The organism is Pseudomonas sp. VEM90 (assembly GCF_054611535.1).
This window is the reverse complement of record NZ_JBTRAR010000009.1, coordinates 55440-71691: the sequence shown is the minus strand read 5'-3', so window position 1 is coordinate 71691 and position 16252 is coordinate 55440. Positions and strand designations below refer to the sequence as shown.

Sequence of the window (16252 nt, the reverse complement as noted above, 5' to 3'; positions counted from 1 at the left end):
TCACTCTTTAGCTGGCTCACGGGCCAGACGGTCGATTTCTTCGCGGAACTCGTCGAGGTCCTGGAAGCGCCGGTACACCGAGGCAAAGCGGATATAGGCCACTTCATCGAGTTTGCGCAACTCGGCCATGACCATTTCACCGACCACCAGCGATTTGACTTCGCGTTCGCCAGTGGCTCGCAGCCGGCTCTTGATGTGCGCCAGCGCGGCTTCCAGGCGCTCGACGCTGACCGGACGCTTTTCCAGCGCCCGCTGCATGCCGGCGCGCAGCTTTTCTTCGTCGAAGGGCTGACGCGTGCCGTCCTGCTTGATCAGCCGGGGCAGCACCAGCTCGGCGGTTTCGAAGGTGGTGAAGCGCTCGCCGCAGGCCACGCATTCACGGCGGCGGCGCACCTGCTCGCCCTCGGCGACGAGGCGAGAGTCGATGACCTTGGTGTCGTTGGCACCGCAAAAGGGACAGTGCATGGTGGCAGGCAACAAAAAAAGGGAGGGCCATGGTAGCGCATTGCACTGGCAAGACAAGCCAAAGGGGTTAACATCCATGGGAAATATGCCCGTGAAGGACTCCCCCATGCACTACCGAGCGCTCGTCGTGCTGTGCTGCGCCGGTCTGCTTGCCGCCTGCGGCAGCGACAGGCCAAAGACCGACAACCCGGCGCCCGCCCCTGCCCGCTCGGCCAAGGCCGAAGTACCGGGTCCGCTGCCGGCCTACCAGCGCGAGCTGAGCGGCACCTTGCTGGAAATCCCGGCAGGTGCCGACGTGGAACTGGCCTTGCTGGTCATCGACGAACGCGACCGTCCGCAGCGCCTGCTGGCAAGCAGCAAGCTGACCGGTACTGGCCAGGCACTGCCCTACCACCTGCGTTTCAACCCCGAAGCCTTCCCGCCCGGTGCCCGAGTCGAACTGCGTGGCCGCGCCAGCAACTCTGGCCAGCTGATCATGCACCTGCCCCCTGTGCGCATTATCCAGGCACAGACCCAGGCCACAGGCCCGCTGCGTTTCGAGAAGGCGCCGTAGGTGGCGCCGCTGGCCCTGCAACAGGCCCTCAGCGGCCTGATCGGCGAAGCGCGCCTGATCGTCAGCGAACTGCCCGCCTGCGACCTGAAGCTATGGCTGATCGACGACCAGAACATGGATCGCGCCTTCAGCAGCGAAGAAACCCGGCGCATTCTTGAAGAGCCTCCCTATTGGAGTTTCTGCTGGGCCAGTGGGCTGGCAATGGCCCGCTACCTGGCCGAACGCCCGGAGTGGGTGGCGGGCAAGCGCGTGCTGGACTTTGGCGCCGGCTCTGGCATCGCCGGCATTGCTGCTGCACGCGCCGGTGCACTGGAAGTGGTGGCCTGCGACCTCGACCCGCTGGCCCTCGATGCCTGCCGTGCGAATGCAGCACTGAACGGGGTGACACTAAGCTACAGCAGCGACTTCTTTGCCGAGGAAGACCGCTTCGACCTGATCCTGGTTGCCGATGTGCTGTACGACCGCGCCAACCTGCCGCTGCTGGATGCCTTCCTGAGCCGCGGTCGCCAGGCCCTGGTGGCTGACTCGCGGGTACGTGACTTTCGCCACCCGTTGTACCAGCAATTGGGCGTGCTCGAAGCACTGACCCTGCCGGACCTGGCCGAGCCACACGAATTCCGCCGGGTCAGCCTGTACCACGCCAGCCGCGACACCTTATAGTGTTGCCATACACGAGTTTGCGAGAGTCGCGATGACCCAAGACACGCCTTACATTTTCGACGCCACCGATACCACCTTCCAGCAACTGGTGATCGAGAACTCCTTCCACAAGCCGGTGCTGGTAGACTTCTGGGCCGAGTGGTGCGCGCCGTGCAAGGCGCTGATGCCATTGCTGGCAAAGATTGCCGAGGGTTACCAGGGCGAACTGCTGCTGGCCAAGATCAACTGCGACGTGGAGCAACAGGTGGTTGCCCAGTTCGGCATCCGCAGCCTGCCGACAGTGGTGCTGTTCAAGGACGGCCAGCCGGTTGACGGTTTTGCCGGGGCACAACCGGAGTCGGCGATCCGCGCCATGCTCGAGCCGCATGTACAAATGCCAGCCGCGCCCACCGCCTCGCCACTGGAACAGGCTAAGGCGCTGTTTGCCGAAAGCCGTTTTGCCGAAACCGAAGCGCTGTTGCAGGCGCTGCTGGGTGAGGACAACAGCAATGCCGAAGCGCTGATCCTGTATGCCCGCTGCCTGGCCGAGCGTGGCGAGCTGGGCGAAGCGCAAGTGGTGCTGGATGCGGTCAAGACTGACGAACACAAAGCTGCACTGGCCGGTGCCAAGGCCCAGCTGACCTTCCTGCGCCAGGCTGCCAGCCTGCCGGAAGTGGCTGACCTTAAAAGCCGCCTGGCGCAGAACCCGCAAGACGACGAGGCGGCTTATCAGCTGAGCATTCAGCAACTGGCGCGCCAGCAGTACGAGGCGGCGCTGGAAGGGCTGCTGAAGCTGTTCCAGCGTAACCGTGGCTACGAGAACGGGCTGCCGCAAAAGGCGCTGTTGCAGGTGTTCGATTTGCTGGGTGGCGATCACCCGCTGGTTGGTGTTTATCGTCGCAAGCTGTCGGCGGCAATGTTCTGAGTGACCTTGAAGCCTGCGCTGGACCTGTGGGAGCGGGCATGCCCGCGAAGAAACCGACACAGTGGATGGCACCGGCTCTGCCGGTGTTCGCGGGTAAACCCGCTCCTACGGGCGACCGCGCAGACTTTCAGATTTTGAGCAAGACAGCGCTCACCCTACCCAGTGATAAACCGGCGCATCCACGCCACTCTCCACCTTGACCTCACTGCTGTGCCGCAAACGCACCAGCAGCCGTTTGCCCGCCGCCGTACTCCCTGACAGCCCTTCCAGGCGGTCCAGCAATTCCGGCCCGCTCATCTGTCCTGCCAGACGCAACACATCACGCGCCGCGGCCCACTGAGCGTCATTTTGGCGCGGCCCGGCCACCGCAGCTGTCGCAGCCGCCTGGGCTGCCACCGGCACCTCGGTCTGCCGCCCAAGCTGCGCCCACTCTTCAGGCGTCAGCTCGATGGTCAGGTCCACCGGCCAGTCACCAATCTGTCCACGAACTCTCATGATGCATTCCTTGAACTCACGTCAATGCAGCCATGCTACCGCAACATGAAACATACGCCACGCAGGCTGGCGGTGCGCCGAAACCTTGTTATAACATAACCCAATCTTCCAGCCCGCTCCGGAGTCGTCCATGCGTCGCCTGCTGCTTGCCCTGCCCTTCGCTCTGCTGCCACTGGCCGCGGCCCATGCCCACGATGAACATGACCATGATCATGACCACGCCCACGGCTCCCTCGGCGCCCACGAGCATGGCGTAGCCAAGCTCAACGCAGTGCTCGATGGCAATACACTGGAACTGGAGCTGGACAGCCCGGCAATGAACCTGGTCGGCTTCGAGCATGCCGCCAGCAGCGATGCCGACAAGGCCAAAGTTGCCGCCGTGCGCCAGCAACTTGAACAACCACTGAAGCTGTTCGGCCTTTCTGCTGCCGCAGACTGCAAGGAAGAGCAGCAGGCGCTGGAAAGCCCTCTGTTCGGTGACGCTTCGAAGGCCGATGACGATGGTGACGAGCATGAACACGAACACGGCCATCAGCACAGCGACATCGGCGCCCATTATCAGCTGACCTGCGCCAACCCCGACAAACTGACCCAGCTGGACCTGGCGCCGCTGTTCAAGGCCTTCCCCGCCACCCAGAAAATCAACGTGCAACTGATCGGTCCCAATGGCCAGAAAGGCCTGGAATCCACGCCGGCCAAGGCAGCGGTCGCCTTCTGAATGAACCAGCCGTTGATCGATCTGCATGACCTGGTGTTCGCCTGGCCAGGTCACCCGCCGCTGCTGGATATTCCGGCATTGCGCCTGGACGCTGGTGAGGCACTGTTTCTCAAAGGCCCCAGCGGCAGTGGCAAGACGACCTTGCTGGGCCTGCTGGGCGGGGTGAACGTGCCGGACAAGGGTCGCATCCAGCTGCTCGGCCAGGACCTCGGCAGCCTGAGCCAGGGCGCCCGCGACCGTTTTCGGGTCGATCACACAGGGTACATCTTTCAGCAGTTCAACCTGCTGCCGTTCCTCTCGGTACGTGAAAACGTCGAGCTGCCCTGCCGCTTCTCGCGCAGCCGCAAGGCACGCGCCGAGCAGCGCCATGGCAGTGTTGACCAGGCGGCCAGCACTCTGCTGACCCACCTGGGCCTGGGCGACCCTGCCATGCTTGCCCGCCGCGCCGACAGCCTGTCGATCGGCCAGCAGCAGCGGGTCGCCGCCGCCCGCGCACTGATCGGCCAGCCTGAGCTGGTGATTGCCGACGAACCGACCTCGGCTCTGGATGCAGACACCCGCGAAGCGTTCATCCGCCTGCTGTTCGATGAGTGCCGCGCCGCCGGTGCCAGCCTGCTGTTCGTCAGCCACGACCAGAGCCTGGCACCGCTGTTCGACCGCCACCTGTCGCTTGCTGAACTGAACCGTGCCGCCAAGCCCCGGGAGGCCTGATGTACCTGCTCCGCCTTGCCTTGGCCAGCCTGGCCAACCGCCGCTTCACCGCTTTTCTGACCGCCTTCGCCATTGCCCTGTCGGTGTGCCTGCTGCTGGCTGTTGAGCGGGTCCGTACCGAAGCCCGTGCCAGCTTCGCCAGCACCATCAGCGGCACCGACCTGATCGTCGGCGCACGCTCTGGCTCGGTGAACCTGCTGCTGTATTCGGTGTTCCGCATTGGCAACGCGACCAATAACATCCGCTGGGACAGCTTCCAGCACTATGCACAGGACCCACGGGTGAAGTGGGCAATCCCGATCTCGCTGGGCGATTCGCACCGCGGCTACAGAGTGATGGGCACCACCACAGATTACTTCAGCCATTACCAGTACGGCCGCCGCCAGCATCTGCAACTGAGCCAGGGGCGAGAGTTTGCCAACGACCCGTTCGAGGTGGTGCTCGGCGCCGAAGTGGCCGAGGCATTGCACTACAAGCTGGGTGACAAGCTGGTGCTGGCCCACGGCGTGGCCGCAATCAGTCTGGTCAAGCACGACGACAAGCCGTTTACCGTGGTCGGCGTACTCAAGCGCACCGGCACCCCCGTCGACCGCACCCTGCATATCAGCCTGGGCGGCATGGAGGCGATCCATATCGACTGGCACAACGGCGTACCCGCCCGTGGCGCCGGGCGCATCAGCGCCGAGCAGGCCCGTACGATGGACCTGCAACCTGCTGCCATCACTGCATTCATGCTTGGCCTGAACAGCAAGATCGCAACCTTCAGTCTGCAGAGGGAAATCAACGAATACCGTAGCGAGCCGTTGCTGGCGATCCTGCCTGGGGTCGCCCTGCAAGAGCTGTGGAGCCTGATGGGCACCGCAGAGCAGGCATTGTTCGTGGTGTCACTATTCGTGGTGCTGACCGGTTTGATCGGCATGCTCACGGCGATTCTCACCAGCCTCAACGAACGCCGCCGAGAAATGGCGATCTTGCGCTCGGTCGGGGCCCGGCCTTGGCATATTGCAGGGTTGCTGGTACTTGAAGCACAGTCACTGGCGTCGGTCGGGATCGTGGCCGGGCTTGGCTTGCTATATGCGGGTATCGCCCTGGCACAGGGGTATGTGCAGGCCAACTATGGTTTGTATTTGCCACTGGCTCTGCCAAGTACTCATGAATGGACCTTGCTGGCTATCATCATGGGGGCCGCGTTGCTGATGGGCAGCGTGCCGGCGTGGCGGGCTTACCGCCAGTCGCTGGCCGACGGCCTGTCCATCCACCTCTGAGTGCGCGTAATGATCAAACACCTCACCGCCTGCCTCGCGGGCACGCCCGCTCCCACAGGGAGCCCCGCAGGCTTCGGACCTTGTGCAGTACCTATGGGAACGGGCATGCCCGCGAAGAGGCCGGCAATGCACATGCTGCTGGCCCTGCTGTTGCTGGTAGCGATGCCTCTGTGGGCCGCCGAACCCAAGGAGCTGGACTGGCCCGCGCTGATCCCTGAAGGTGCACCGGTCATCCCGCCGCAACTGGCTCCGCTGCACGACATGTCACAGCTCAGCAGCGCATTGTCTGCCGAATCCGCCCCGCCCGCGCGCCAGCAGGCGCCCGACGCGCCAGTGGTAAAAAGCCTCGACGGCCAACAGGTCAGACTGCCCGGCTACATCGTGCCCCTGGAGGTCAGCGAGGAAGGCCGCACCACCGAATTCCTGCTGGTCCCTTACTATGGCGCGTGCATCCACGTGCCGCCGCCACCACCGAACCAGATCGTGCATATTTTCAGCGAGATGGGCGTGCGCGTCGAAGACCTCTACCAGCCCTACTGGATCGAGGGAAAGATGCAGGTTAGAGCTTCCAGCAGCGAGCTGGCCGACGCTGGCTACCAAATGGAAGCCGAGAAAATCTACGCTTATGAGCTGAGATGAGAACTGTTTCGAATTCGTGAAGACGCTTCGTTGAGCTGGGTCAAACTTTCCGTTTAACCAGCTCCGTACCATTGGACTACTCGATTAATAACGTCCTTTGGGAGCTTCCATGAACAAGTCCTTGCTGGGTGCCTCGCTTGTGGCCCTTGCGCTCGCCGCCCCTGCCGCCCAAGCCTATCAGGCGGGGGACATGATCCTGCGCGCAGGCGCCATCACCACCGCCCCGAACGAGAGCAGCGGCGACCTCAAGTTCGACGGTAACAAGGTGTCGGGCACCAAGGCGACCCTGGACAGCGATACCCAGTTGGGCCTGACCTTTGCCTACATGCTCACCGACCACATCGGCCTGGAGCTGCTGGCAGCTACCCCGTTCAAGCACACCGTCGCCGTAAAAGGTCTGGGCGGCGGGCTGGATGGCAAGCTGGCGGACATCAAGCAACTGCCGCCGACGCTGTCGCTGCAGTACTACCCAATGGAGCCGAATTCGCGCTTCCAGCCGTACGCTGGCGTCGGTATCAACTACACCCTGTTCTTTGACGAAGACTTGAGCAGCGCACGCAAGCAACAAGGCTTCAGCAACCTCAAGCTGCAGGATTCGGTAGGTATCGCCGGCCAACTGGGCATGGACTACATGCTGACCGACAACCTGCTGGTAAACGCCTCGGTCTGGTACGTCGACATCGACACCAAGGCCAGCGTCAACGGCCCGACCGCCCTTGGCTACAGCAAGACCAAGGTCGACGTCGACGTCGACCCGTGGGTATACATGGTCGGCCTTGGCTACAAGTTCTGACCTGAACATTGCAGGGCGGCCTCGGCCGCCCTCGCGCGTTGCAGCCATAGCCAGTAGCACAGTGCGACCGCACTGATGCCCATGCCAAGCCCACACACCGCAACCCAGCCCCAGTGTGCAAACACCCAGCTCGCCAGCACGGCCCCCAAACCGCTACCCAGCGAATAGCAACACATGTAGGCGCCGATCAAACGGCTAGCCATCGCACCACGCCCGGCCAGCAACAGGCTCTGGTTGGTGACATGTACTGCCTGCACGGCAAAGTCCAGCATCAGCACACCCAGCACGAAGGCCAGCAGTGAATGCTCGACGAATGCTGTTGGCAGCCACGACAGCGTCAGCAGGGCCAACGACATCCCGGTCGTACGCTCACCCCGCCCAAGGTCAGCCAGACGACCGGCATGCGAAGCCGCCAGCGTACCCGCCACACCTGCCAGGCCAAACAGGCCGATCTCGGTATGGCTCAGCGCCAGCGGCGCAGCACTGAGTGGCATGACCATGGCACTCCACAGCACGCTGAATGCGGCGAAGATCAACACACCGAACACGCCGCGCTGGCGCAGCAACCGGTCGTGCCGATACAAGCTGAACTGGGCCATGATCAGCGCCCGGTAACGCGGCCGGCTCCTCATCGGCTGCCCTCCGGGCAGACTGCGCCACAGCACCAGCGCCAACAACATCAAGAGCCCTGCGGCGACCAGGTACACACTTCGCCAACCGGCCAGGTCAGCAAGCCCGCCCGAAGCCAGCCGTGCCAGCAGAATACCCAGCACCACGCCACTGGTGACGGTGCCTACCGCCTGCCCTTGCTGCCCAGGTGAGGCCAGGCTCGCGGCATGAGCCACCATCACCTGCACCATGACGGCCATCAACCCGGTGATAGCCAGAGCCAGCAGCAATATTGCCCAGTTCGGCGCCGTGCCAACGCCGACCAGCGCAAGCGCCGAGAACAGCAACTGGCCAAGCAACAGACGTTTACGGTCGACCAAGTCTCCGAGCGGCACAATCAGTAGCAGCCCCAGGGCGTAGCCCGCCTGGGTCGCGCCGACTACCCAGCCAATCTGCTGCTGCGCCACCCCCAACTCAGCAGCCATCGACTCAAGCAGCGGTTGAGCGAAGTACACCGTCGCCACAGCCATCGCACTGGTGGTGGCAAGTAACAGGGTTATCCAGCGTGTCAGCGAAGGTGTCATCGGGCCAGCCTCTGGAATCTGGTTTCAATTTGAAACCACACGCTGGCTATTTAACAAATGTGGTTTTAATCTGCAACCAGATAATCAAAACAGGCGTGCCCCATGCTCGATGAAAACAATGCGCAGTGCCCCGTGGCCCGGGCTCTGGAGGTGCTGGGTGACCGTTGGGCGCTGATGATCCTGCGCGATGCCTTTGACGGCCTACGGCGCTTCAGTGAATTTCAGAAGAACCTGGGGTTGGCGAAGAACATCCTCACCTCGCGGCTAAAGCTGTTGGTGGAAAGTGGGTTGCTGATGACACAGCCGGCGTCGGATGGCAGTGCCTACAAAGAGTACGTGCTGACCGACAAAGGGCAGTCGGTATTTCCAGTGGTGGTTGGTTTGAGGCAGTGGGGGGAGCGGTTTCTGTTCGAGGCGGGTGAAACGCGTTCGGAGCTGGTGGACGGCGTGACGGGGCAAGCGCTTCAAATATTGCAGGTCCGCAGCCAGGATGGGCGGGCCTTACATCCCGAAGATTGCCAGCGCAGAAGGGTGCGGCATGGGTGATGTCAGGGCCGCGGCGCAGCCCCGAGGGGTTCAGCCTTTACCGAGAAGCTTTGCCAGGCCTTCAACCATCGGCGTCACCTGCGCAAACTCGAACCGCGCCAACAACCGCTGGTTATCCGCTCGCGAATGGCGGATATCACCCGATCGCGCCGCCGCATAGCTGATCGCTGGCAAGCTCCCTACAACCTTCTCCAGCGCAGCCAGCAACTGGTTCAGTGAGGTCGCCTGGTTCAGCCCGATGTTCACCGCCCCCTCCTCGACCTGCGGCTGCTCCAGTGCCTGTACCATCACCTGCACCAGGTCGCCCACGTAGAGGAAGTCCCGGGTCTGCTCGCCATCACCGAACACCGTAATCGGCAAGCCCTGCACAGCACGCTCGCAGAAGATGCTGATCACCCCGGAATACGGCGAGGAAGGGTCCTGCCGCGGCCCGAAGATATTGAAGAAGCGAAACACCACCGGCTCCAGGCCATGCTGGCGGCGGTAGAAGTCCAGGTACTGCTCACTGGCCAGCTTGTCCACGGCGTAAGGGGTCAACGGCGCCTTGGGTGTGTCTTCGGAAATCGACTTCCCTTCACCATTGTTGCCGTATACCGCTGCGCTGGAGGCGAACAGTACCCGGCGCAGGCCATGCACGCGCATGGCTTCGCAAACGTTGAGGGTACCGATGAAGTTACTTTGGTGAGTACGCACCGGGTCTTCGACCGAGGCCTGAACCGAGGCCACCGCGGCCAGATGCACCACAGCACGGCAGCCAGCCGCAGCCTGAGTGACCAGCCCGGCATCGGCAACATCACCTTCGATCAGTTCCAGCCGGGGGTGGTCGACCTGCAGATTGCTTCGTCGGCCGGTGGAGAAGTCGTCGAGAATGCGTACGGCGTAACCTTTGTCCAACAACGCATCGCACAGGTGGGAGCCAATGAAGCCGGCACCGCCGGTGATCAGGATGGGGGCGTCAGCGTCAGCCATGGCGGTAGAACCGGTCCAGTAGAGGTGGCAAGCCAGCGCGCCAGGCACGCGGCTTGATACCGAAGGTATGAAGGATTTTCTTGCAGGCCAGTACCGCATGCTGTGGCTCTTCGCTGGCATCCGGGCGCGCGGCATGGGCCTGCGGCGTGGGGGCCTGCACGGCCAGCTGGCGGTATTGACCGGCCTCGGCGAGGATCGCCTGGCCCAGCGCCAGCGGCGTGGTCGCCTCATTGCCGGCGTAATGGTAGGTGCCCCACAGCGGCGCATTGCAATCAAGTTGCTTGAGTACCGACAGGATCACTCGGGCGGCATCATCGATCGGCGTCGGGTTGCCACGTCGATCATCGGCCAGCAGCAGCTCTTGTGGTTGCTCGGCACGGGTCAGGAAGCGGCCCAACGCGCCATCAATGCTCTCATCCAGCAACCAGCCAAAGCGCAGCAGCACATGCTGCGGGCAGGTCGCACGCACGCTCTGCTCGATGCGCCAAAGGGCCTGGCCACGCAAGCCCAGCGGCACTGGCTCGTCCTTTTCGCTATAGGCCGTGGCCCGCGAACCATCGAACACACGGTAGCTGGATGGCTGCACCAAGGTGATCTGATGGTGCTGGCACAGCTCTGCCAACCGCTCCACCGCCCGTTCCTGTTGGGCCAGGCGCTGCTCGCTGACCGACTCGGCCTGGAACCAGTCGAAGTAATAGGCCAGGTTGACCAGCGCGTCGGGGCGATGGTCATCGAGCAGCTGAGTGAGGCTTGAGGGCGCCCAGCCGTTCTCGGGCGGGCGCGGTGCCAGGAATGCGATGTCCTCCTCGGCCCCAAGACGAATCAGCGCTTGCCCGAGGGCATTGCCACCACCCAACAGCATTAGGCGCATACGCATAGAGTCAGCAGATCCGGAGAGGTTGATGGAGTAAAGGGGTTATTTTGCGGTTTCCTGCCCGGGAAGTCCAACACCGGCCCCGTTGGATGCCGCAGGCGGGAGCGATTCCACAGTTTCACCGTTCAATACCGCCACAGGCAGAAATCTCCTACGACACACAAGGAATGGGCTGACTTCCACGTATCGGCATAACTGCATTGAATAGTCGACTCCCCACTTGCCAGACAGGGAGCCTCACAAAAAAACTACAAGGAACGTTCAATGCCTCATTCCGAAGCTGCGTACCTGGATTTTTACCCAGAGCAAAGCCAGGCCATAGCCTTTGCAAGCCAAACCCTTGCTGATTTGGGTGGACCGGAGGCTAAAGGAGTAGCACTTCAAGCTCGTATATTCGCCGATCAACTCGAAAAGGCCTTGAGTGAAGAACAGCGTGCGCTCCTCCAGCGCTTCAGTGAAGGCCATCTATCTGCCTTGATGTACAGGCAGATGCACTGTGCCAACGAGCCAATACCAGAATACCTACCCGACATTACCGCCCTGGCGCAAAGCCCTCGCAGCCAATACCTTGCCTCGCGCAATCAACTGCTGCTGGAGTTCGTACGCCACCGCAGTTTCGCCTTCGATATCGACAACGATGGCAAACAGGTCCGCCTGGTCGGCAACTTCAAGGGCGGTGGCCGCGTCCCGCGACCCGACGAAGATCCTTGCCTGGAGGTTGAAACCAGCTCGCATGCGGGCTTGCACTTAGGGCCACACACTGAAGCACCTTACAACTGCTCAACAAACGCCAGCAACGCTCACTCCCCTGCTCCCTCAGCACTGATTCTCACTGCGCGCTGGAACCCCGCCAATGAACCTACGAATGTCTTCCCACTCCGGGAAATCATCGAACGCTTGAGTAACCTGGACACACTTGCGCTGACTTCAAAGTCTTTCGACTTCACACGCAGTGACTGCTTCACTCAGGGACAGGGCAATGCTGGCAAAGCAGTTTCAATGCTGCAGTTCGAGCCCAATGGTGGTTTCTCTGTTCGATACAACAGCTATCGCTTCAGTCTGAATGAACGTGCCTGCAACGCTGCGGCGCGCGCGTTCAGCGCCTTTCAAAAAGCACTGAGCACTGCACAACCGCTGACGTTTGCCCTGCAACCTGACAGCGCACTGTTGATCAACAACAGCCGAGCCTTGCACGGCCGCGACAAGGTCCAGGACAACCGGCGCCTGCTTATCCGTCAATTCGGATACTCCCCCTTCGCCGTACCGTTGGTGCTCGCTGAAGACCCGCTGCTGGTCCGTGGTTGAGCACAGGAAAATACCCCATGATCGAAATCGACTTGACGTTTGTTCTGCTACTCGCACTGGTTGCACTGATGGCCGGCTTTTTTGATGCTATCGCCGGCGGCGGTGGCCTTATCACGCTCCCGGTGCTGTTTATTGCCGGTGTAGAACCCTTGGCAGCTATTGCCACAAACAAGTTCCAGGCAGCTTCGGCTACGGTTTCGGCTACGTGCGCCTTCGCCCGCAAAGGCATGATCGACTGGAGACGAGGCAGTCCCATGGCTGTCATGTCGTTCATCGGTGGGGCGTTGGGAGCCTTGTCGATAACTTACGTCCCCAAAAGCGTTTTGCAGGCGTGCGTCCCACCACTGCTGATCCTGATCGCCGCCTACTTTGCCTTCAGTCCAAAGCCGAATGAACAAGCGCGCAAGGCAAAGGTATCGACTAGCCTATTCTGCGTGACGGCTGCACCATTCATTGGCTTTTATGACGGCATCTTCGGCCCTGGAGTCGGCTCGTTCTTCATGCTGGCTTGCGTGGTCCTCCTGGGCCAGCACCTCATTCAAGCCGTATGCACCAGCAAGCTTTTGAACGCAGCCTGTAACCTGGGCGCATTGTCAGTCTTTTCTCTCAGCGGGGCGATCATCTGGCCGCTGGCGCTGGCAATGGCGCTCGCCGCCTTTCTGGGCGCGCAATTGGGGGCACGCTGCGCAGTACGCTTCGGCTCACGCCTCATAAAACCGCTGCTGGTCAGCGTCTGCTGCATCATGGCACTCAAACTGCTGCTCGATACGGGCAACCCGCTCGGCGAATGGCTCAACCAGTTCTTCTAGAGAGCACCATGCACATTCAAAAGGCTTCCCCGCAGCGCGTGAAGTGGCAGTTTGACGAGCCCGCCCCAGGCAAAGAGCTGTTCATCAATGAAGTCTTTGGAAACTATCAGCAACAGGCGCGATTGCTGGTACCTGATATCGAGCGCGCAGCTCCAGCATTCGTTTTGGGGGGCGCGCGTTCCGACTTTACCCGGCTCAACCCCCTGCTTTATCGCCTGCAAGCCGCAGGCATTGGTTCACTCACTGGCAATCTGTCAGGTCATAGCCTCGCCAGCGAGCCAGGCGCAATGTCGCCGTCACTGGCTACGAACCTTGATGAAGCACAGCGTTTCCACGCGCATATCGCGCCTCGATGCCGAACGCTCATAGGCCACAGCCTTGGCGCGGCAATTACGCTCAAGCTTGCAGCACAGTTGCCACAAGTGGACAACATCGTATTAATCTGCCCAGCAGTTTATCCAGACCACGCCTACCAGGCGCCGTTCGGCCCAGCCTTCACTGCTGCCATCAACAAGCCTTTCGGTTTTCTGGAGAGCGATAGCTACACCTTCCTCAACCAGTTTCGTGGAAGAGTATTGATGGTGATCGGCGAGTACGACGGGCTCAACTCCCAGAGATTCGGCAAAGGCCCTGGCACCAGCGCTGGCAACCTGTGGATTGCCGGCACTGAACGCTATAGCCCGATTCCTGAAGAAGTTACCCTCGCCTTGATGCGAGCAGTTTCAGCGTCGCGCTTGCAATGCCTGTTTCTTACCGACTGCGACCATGGCATCGCGGCACATTTGCGCAGGGCTCCAGCGATAGCGGACCAGGTTGCGGACGCAGTAGCAACGTTCATCCTCGACAATGCTTAAGGCGTTGAGCATTACTCGATCTCGAACAGACCATCGCGCAACGGCGCCACACTCAACCGCTTACGCACATCGTCGTCTATGCGTGGATCATCCGGCCGGTACAGTTTCACCTGTCGATACGCATTAATGCGATTGATCTCCTCGCCCAGGTATTCCCATACCACCCGGGTACAGGCCGGGTTGCGCCGGTCGCCGCTGGATACGCCGGCCTTCAGGCCATTCAACCGGGTGATGCGGCTTTTGAAGCTGGGGATGAGGATGGTCTGGCTCATCTCGTTGAACGTCAGCGACTCGTAGTCGATGAGGAACATCCGGTCCTGCAACTGGAACGCCGCCCCCAGGTAGCGACAGCGTACCTCGGCATGCTGATCGGTGGCGCTGGAGCGCTCCTGCCGTTCCTGGCGCTCGAACAGAAAACGGCCGCGTTCTTCCCACAGGTGCACCAGCGACACGAGGATCGTGCCCGGCACCGACATGCAGTTGGAGTACTCGAAGTAGTAACCGCAATAGCGCGAAAGGTTGCCGCCATGTTCGTGCAACGGGCGGAACAACTCGCTGATCGGGTCACTGGACTGCTGGGCCCGGGGCGATACCCGCGCACCGATCAGACGGGCGAACTGCTCGGCGGGCAGGTTCAGTTCGTAATCCTCGACACCGAAGAAGTCGCCGATACGCTTCAGGTTGAAAGCCGTCGGACGGCTTTGCCCGCTCAGGTACTTGTTGAACTGCGCGCGGTTGATCGAGAGCTGGCGGCAAACTTCGGAAATAGAGCGGTAGTGGCTGCAGGCAAGTTTGAGGTTGGTAGCGAAATGATCGCTCATATGCGGGATCCAGGTGACGCGAATGACGCCATTGTAGCATCAACTCGCATCAAGTCAGAGCAATCCGCGAAATTGTAACCACTCTTGTCATAGCCAACCATGCGCCCCAACGAATAGCGGTGCGCCTGCCGTCCGCTGGTATTTCCACACGAAGAATAAGAATCGAGGTCATTTTCCAATGCTCGAAGTAATCAACGATTTCCTTTCGGGGAAACTCCTCATCGTGCTGATCGTAGGGCTGGGTAGCTACTTCACCATCCGCTCCCGGTTCGTCCAGTTCCGCCACTTCACCCATATGTTCAGCGTGTTCAAGGAATCGCTGCGTGGCCAGGCAGGCCAGCTGAGCTCCTTCCAGGCCCTGATGCTGAGCCTGGCCGGCCGCGTGGGCGCCGGCAACATCGCCGGTGTCGGTATCGCAGTCACCCTGGGTGGCCCAGGTGCGGTGTTCTGGATGTGGGTCACCGCACTGGTAGGCATGTCCAGCAGCTTCTTCGAATGCACCCTCGCCCAGGTGTATAAGCGCGCTGATGGCGATGGCCTGTACCGTGGCGGCCCGGCCTATTACATCCAGCACGGGCTGAAGCGCAAGAACATGGCCATCGTGTTCTCGGTCTTGCTGCTGGTCACCTACGGCTTCGCCTTCATCGGCCTGCAGTCGTACACCATGACCCATTCGCTGCAGAACGCCTTTGCCTTCGACCCAAGCCACAGCGGTATTGTCCTGGCCGTGCTGATGGCCATCACCTTCATCGGCGGCATCAAGCGCATTGCGGCGGTGTCGGACCTGCTGGTACCCGTCAAGACCCTGGCCTACATCGGCGTGACCTTGTACGTGATCGGCACCCAGATCGAACACGTGCCAGCCATGCTGGAAACCATCTTCAAGAGCGCCTTCGGCCTCGACCCGGCTTTCGGCGGCCTGCTCGGCAGCGCTATCGTCATGGGTGTGAAGCGTGGCGTGTTCGCCAACGAAGCCGGCCTGGGCAGTGCGCCAAACGTCGCTGCCGTGGCTGCCGTGAAACACCCGGGCGCGCAGGGCGTGGTCCAGGCCTTCAGCGTGTTCCTCGACACCTTCCTGATCTGCACCTGCACCGCACTGCTGATCCTGCTTTCGGGCTTCTACACCCCGGGCTTCGAGGGCGACGGCATTGTCCTGACCCAGAACTCGCTGGCCGCCGTAGTCGGTGACTGGGGCCGGGTGTTCGTCAGCGTGGCGCTGTCGCTGTTCGTCTTCACCTGCATCCTCTACAACTACTACCTCGGCGAGAACAGCCTGCAGTTCCTCAGCCGTAACCGCGTAGTGTTGATGGTGTTCCGTGGCCTGGTGCTGGCACTGGTCGTGTGGGGTTCGATGCAAGACCTGTCGACCGTGTTCGCCTTCGCCGACATCACCATGACCTGCCTGGCCTTCGTCAACCTGGTGGCCCTGGCCATGTTGTTCAAGGTCGGCCTGCGAGTCATGCGCGACTACGACGACCAGCGCAAGGCCGGTGTAAAGCAGCCTGTGTTCGACTCGTCCAAGTTTGCCGACCTGGACCTGGACCGCAATGCCTGGCCTGCCAATCCTCAGGTGGAAACAGCCACTGACAAAGCAGTCGGCCAAGTTCAGCCGCAGCGCTGATATCCTCCCCTGCCCAGCCGCCCCTTCCGCGGGCGGCTTTTCTTTCTCCGCTCACTG

At 61.6% G+C, this 16252-nt stretch carries 19 protein-coding genes; 13 read left to right on the top strand and 6 right to left on the bottom strand.

What is annotated here, in order from left to right:
- A complete protein-coding gene (gene nrdR / locus ACYCCG_RS11075; RefSeq protein ID WP_003255402.1) occupies window positions 1-465 on the bottom strand; it encodes a transcriptional regulator NrdR in 465 nt (154 codons plus the stop codon).
- A 106-nt stretch (window positions 466-571) separates the two neighbouring features.
- Between nrdR and ACYCCG_RS11070 the strand changes: the two genes are divergently transcribed.
- The 3 genes from ACYCCG_RS11070 to trxA are packed head-to-tail and all read left to right on the top strand — an operon-like array spanning window position 572 to window position 2582.
- A complete protein-coding gene (locus tag ACYCCG_RS11070) occupies window positions 572-1018 on the top strand; it encodes a YbaY family lipoprotein (RefSeq protein WP_339535389.1) in 447 nt (148 codons plus the stop codon).
- Window positions 1019-1678 (top strand): class I SAM-dependent methyltransferase, encoded by a 660-nt coding sequence (locus ACYCCG_RS11065; RefSeq protein WP_339535387.1) that lies wholly within the window; start codon window positions 1019-1021, stop codon window positions 1676-1678.
- Window positions 1679-1709: 31 nt separating this feature from the next.
- Entirely contained in the window at window positions 1710-2582 is an 873-nt protein-coding gene (gene trxA / locus ACYCCG_RS11060; protein ID WP_176684350.1) for a thioredoxin, read from the top strand.
- A 150-nt stretch (window positions 2583-2732) separates the two neighbouring features.
- Here trxA and ACYCCG_RS11055 read toward each other — a convergent pair whose 3' ends face one another.
- Entirely contained in the window at window positions 2733-3077 is a 345-nt protein-coding gene (locus ACYCCG_RS11055) for a hypothetical protein (RefSeq protein ID WP_176684349.1), read from the bottom strand.
- 130 nt (window positions 3078-3207) lie between these two features.
- Here ACYCCG_RS11055 and ACYCCG_RS11050 point away from each other — a divergent pair, with 130 nt between their 5' ends.
- The 5 genes from ACYCCG_RS11050 (at window position 3208) to ACYCCG_RS11030 (ending at window position 7203) form a co-directional block, all read left to right on the top strand.
- Window positions 3208-3795, top strand: coding sequence for a DUF2796 domain-containing protein (locus ACYCCG_RS11050; RefSeq protein ID WP_339443324.1), 588 nt, complete (start codon window positions 3208-3210; stop codon window positions 3793-3795).
- A complete protein-coding gene (locus ACYCCG_RS11045; RefSeq protein WP_176684347.1) occupies window positions 3796-4506 on the top strand; it encodes an ABC transporter ATP-binding protein in 711 nt (236 codons plus the stop codon). It begins immediately after the preceding gene.
- A complete protein-coding gene (locus ACYCCG_RS11040) occupies window positions 4506-5771 on the top strand; it encodes an ABC transporter permease (protein ID WP_339443325.1) in 1266 nt (421 codons plus the stop codon). Before ACYCCG_RS11045 ends, ACYCCG_RS11040 begins: the two co-directional genes overlap by 1 nt.
- Window positions 5772-5897: 126 nt before the next feature.
- Window positions 5898-6410, top strand: a complete 513-nt coding sequence (locus ACYCCG_RS11035) for a DUF3299 domain-containing protein (protein ID WP_339535384.1) — start codon at window positions 5898-5900, stop codon at window positions 6408-6410.
- 109 nt (window positions 6411-6519) lie between these two features.
- Complete coding sequence (locus ACYCCG_RS11030; protein ID WP_339443326.1) at window positions 6520-7203, top strand: OmpW/AlkL family protein; 684 nt, start codon at window positions 6520-6522, stop codon at window positions 7201-7203.
- Here ACYCCG_RS11030 and ACYCCG_RS11025 read toward each other — a convergent pair.
- The gene (locus ACYCCG_RS11025) at window positions 7191-8396 is read right to left on the bottom strand and encodes an MFS transporter (RefSeq protein WP_339535382.1); all 1206 of its coding nucleotides are present in this window, start codon (window positions 8394-8396) and stop codon (window positions 7191-7193) included. The genes ACYCCG_RS11030 and ACYCCG_RS11025 overlap by 13 nt on opposite strands.
- 102 nt (window positions 8397-8498) lie before the next feature.
- On the opposite strand from ACYCCG_RS11025, the gene ACYCCG_RS11020 reads away from it, so the two are divergent.
- Complete coding sequence (locus ACYCCG_RS11020; RefSeq protein WP_103443409.1) at window positions 8499-8942, top strand: winged helix-turn-helix transcriptional regulator; 444 nt, start codon at window positions 8499-8501, stop codon at window positions 8940-8942.
- A gap of 30 nt (window positions 8943-8972) precedes the next feature.
- Here ACYCCG_RS11020 and ACYCCG_RS11015 read toward each other — a convergent pair whose 3' ends face one another.
- Window positions 8973-9911, bottom strand: coding sequence for an NAD-dependent epimerase/dehydratase family protein (locus ACYCCG_RS11015; RefSeq protein ID WP_339535380.1), 939 nt, complete (start codon window positions 9909-9911; stop codon window positions 8973-8975).
- Window positions 9904-10788: a sugar nucleotide-binding protein gene (locus ACYCCG_RS11010; protein ID WP_459670378.1), complete on the bottom strand. Its 885-nt coding sequence runs from the start codon at window positions 10786-10788 to the stop codon at window positions 9904-9906. Before ACYCCG_RS11010 ends, ACYCCG_RS11015 begins: the two co-directional genes overlap by 8 nt.
- Window positions 10789-11049: 261 nt before the next feature.
- On the opposite strand from ACYCCG_RS11010, the gene ACYCCG_RS11005 reads away from it, so the two are divergent.
- Genes ACYCCG_RS11005 through ACYCCG_RS10995 form a run of 3 tightly spaced genes read left to right on the top strand, consistent with a single transcriptional unit; the run spans window position 11050 to window position 13753 of the window.
- Complete coding sequence (locus ACYCCG_RS11005) at window positions 11050-12090, top strand: Fe(II)-2OG oxygenase family protein (RefSeq protein ID WP_339443328.1); 1041 nt, start codon at window positions 11050-11052, stop codon at window positions 12088-12090.
- Window positions 12091-12107: 17 nt separating this feature from the next.
- Entirely contained in the window at window positions 12108-12899 is a 792-nt protein-coding gene (locus tag ACYCCG_RS11000; RefSeq protein WP_209968281.1) for a TSUP family transporter, read from the top strand.
- Window positions 12900-12907: 8 nt separating this feature from the next.
- Window positions 12908-13753, top strand: a complete 846-nt coding sequence (locus ACYCCG_RS10995; RefSeq protein ID WP_339535376.1) for an alpha/beta hydrolase — start codon at window positions 12908-12910, stop codon at window positions 13751-13753.
- A gap of 11 nt (window positions 13754-13764) precedes the next feature.
- Here the strand turns inward: ACYCCG_RS10995 and ACYCCG_RS10990 are convergent, their stop codons facing one another.
- The gene (locus ACYCCG_RS10990) at window positions 13765-14574 is read right to left on the bottom strand and encodes a helix-turn-helix domain-containing protein (protein ID WP_176684338.1); all 810 of its coding nucleotides are present in this window, start codon (window positions 14572-14574) and stop codon (window positions 13765-13767) included.
- Between the two features lie 178 nt (window positions 14575-14752).
- Here ACYCCG_RS10990 and ACYCCG_RS10985 point away from each other — a divergent pair, with 178 nt between their 5' ends.
- Window positions 14753-16195 (top strand): alanine/glycine:cation symporter family protein, encoded by a 1443-nt coding sequence (locus ACYCCG_RS10985; protein WP_176684337.1) that lies wholly within the window; start codon window positions 14753-14755, stop codon window positions 16193-16195.
- Window positions 16196-16252 lie beyond the last annotated feature (57 nt).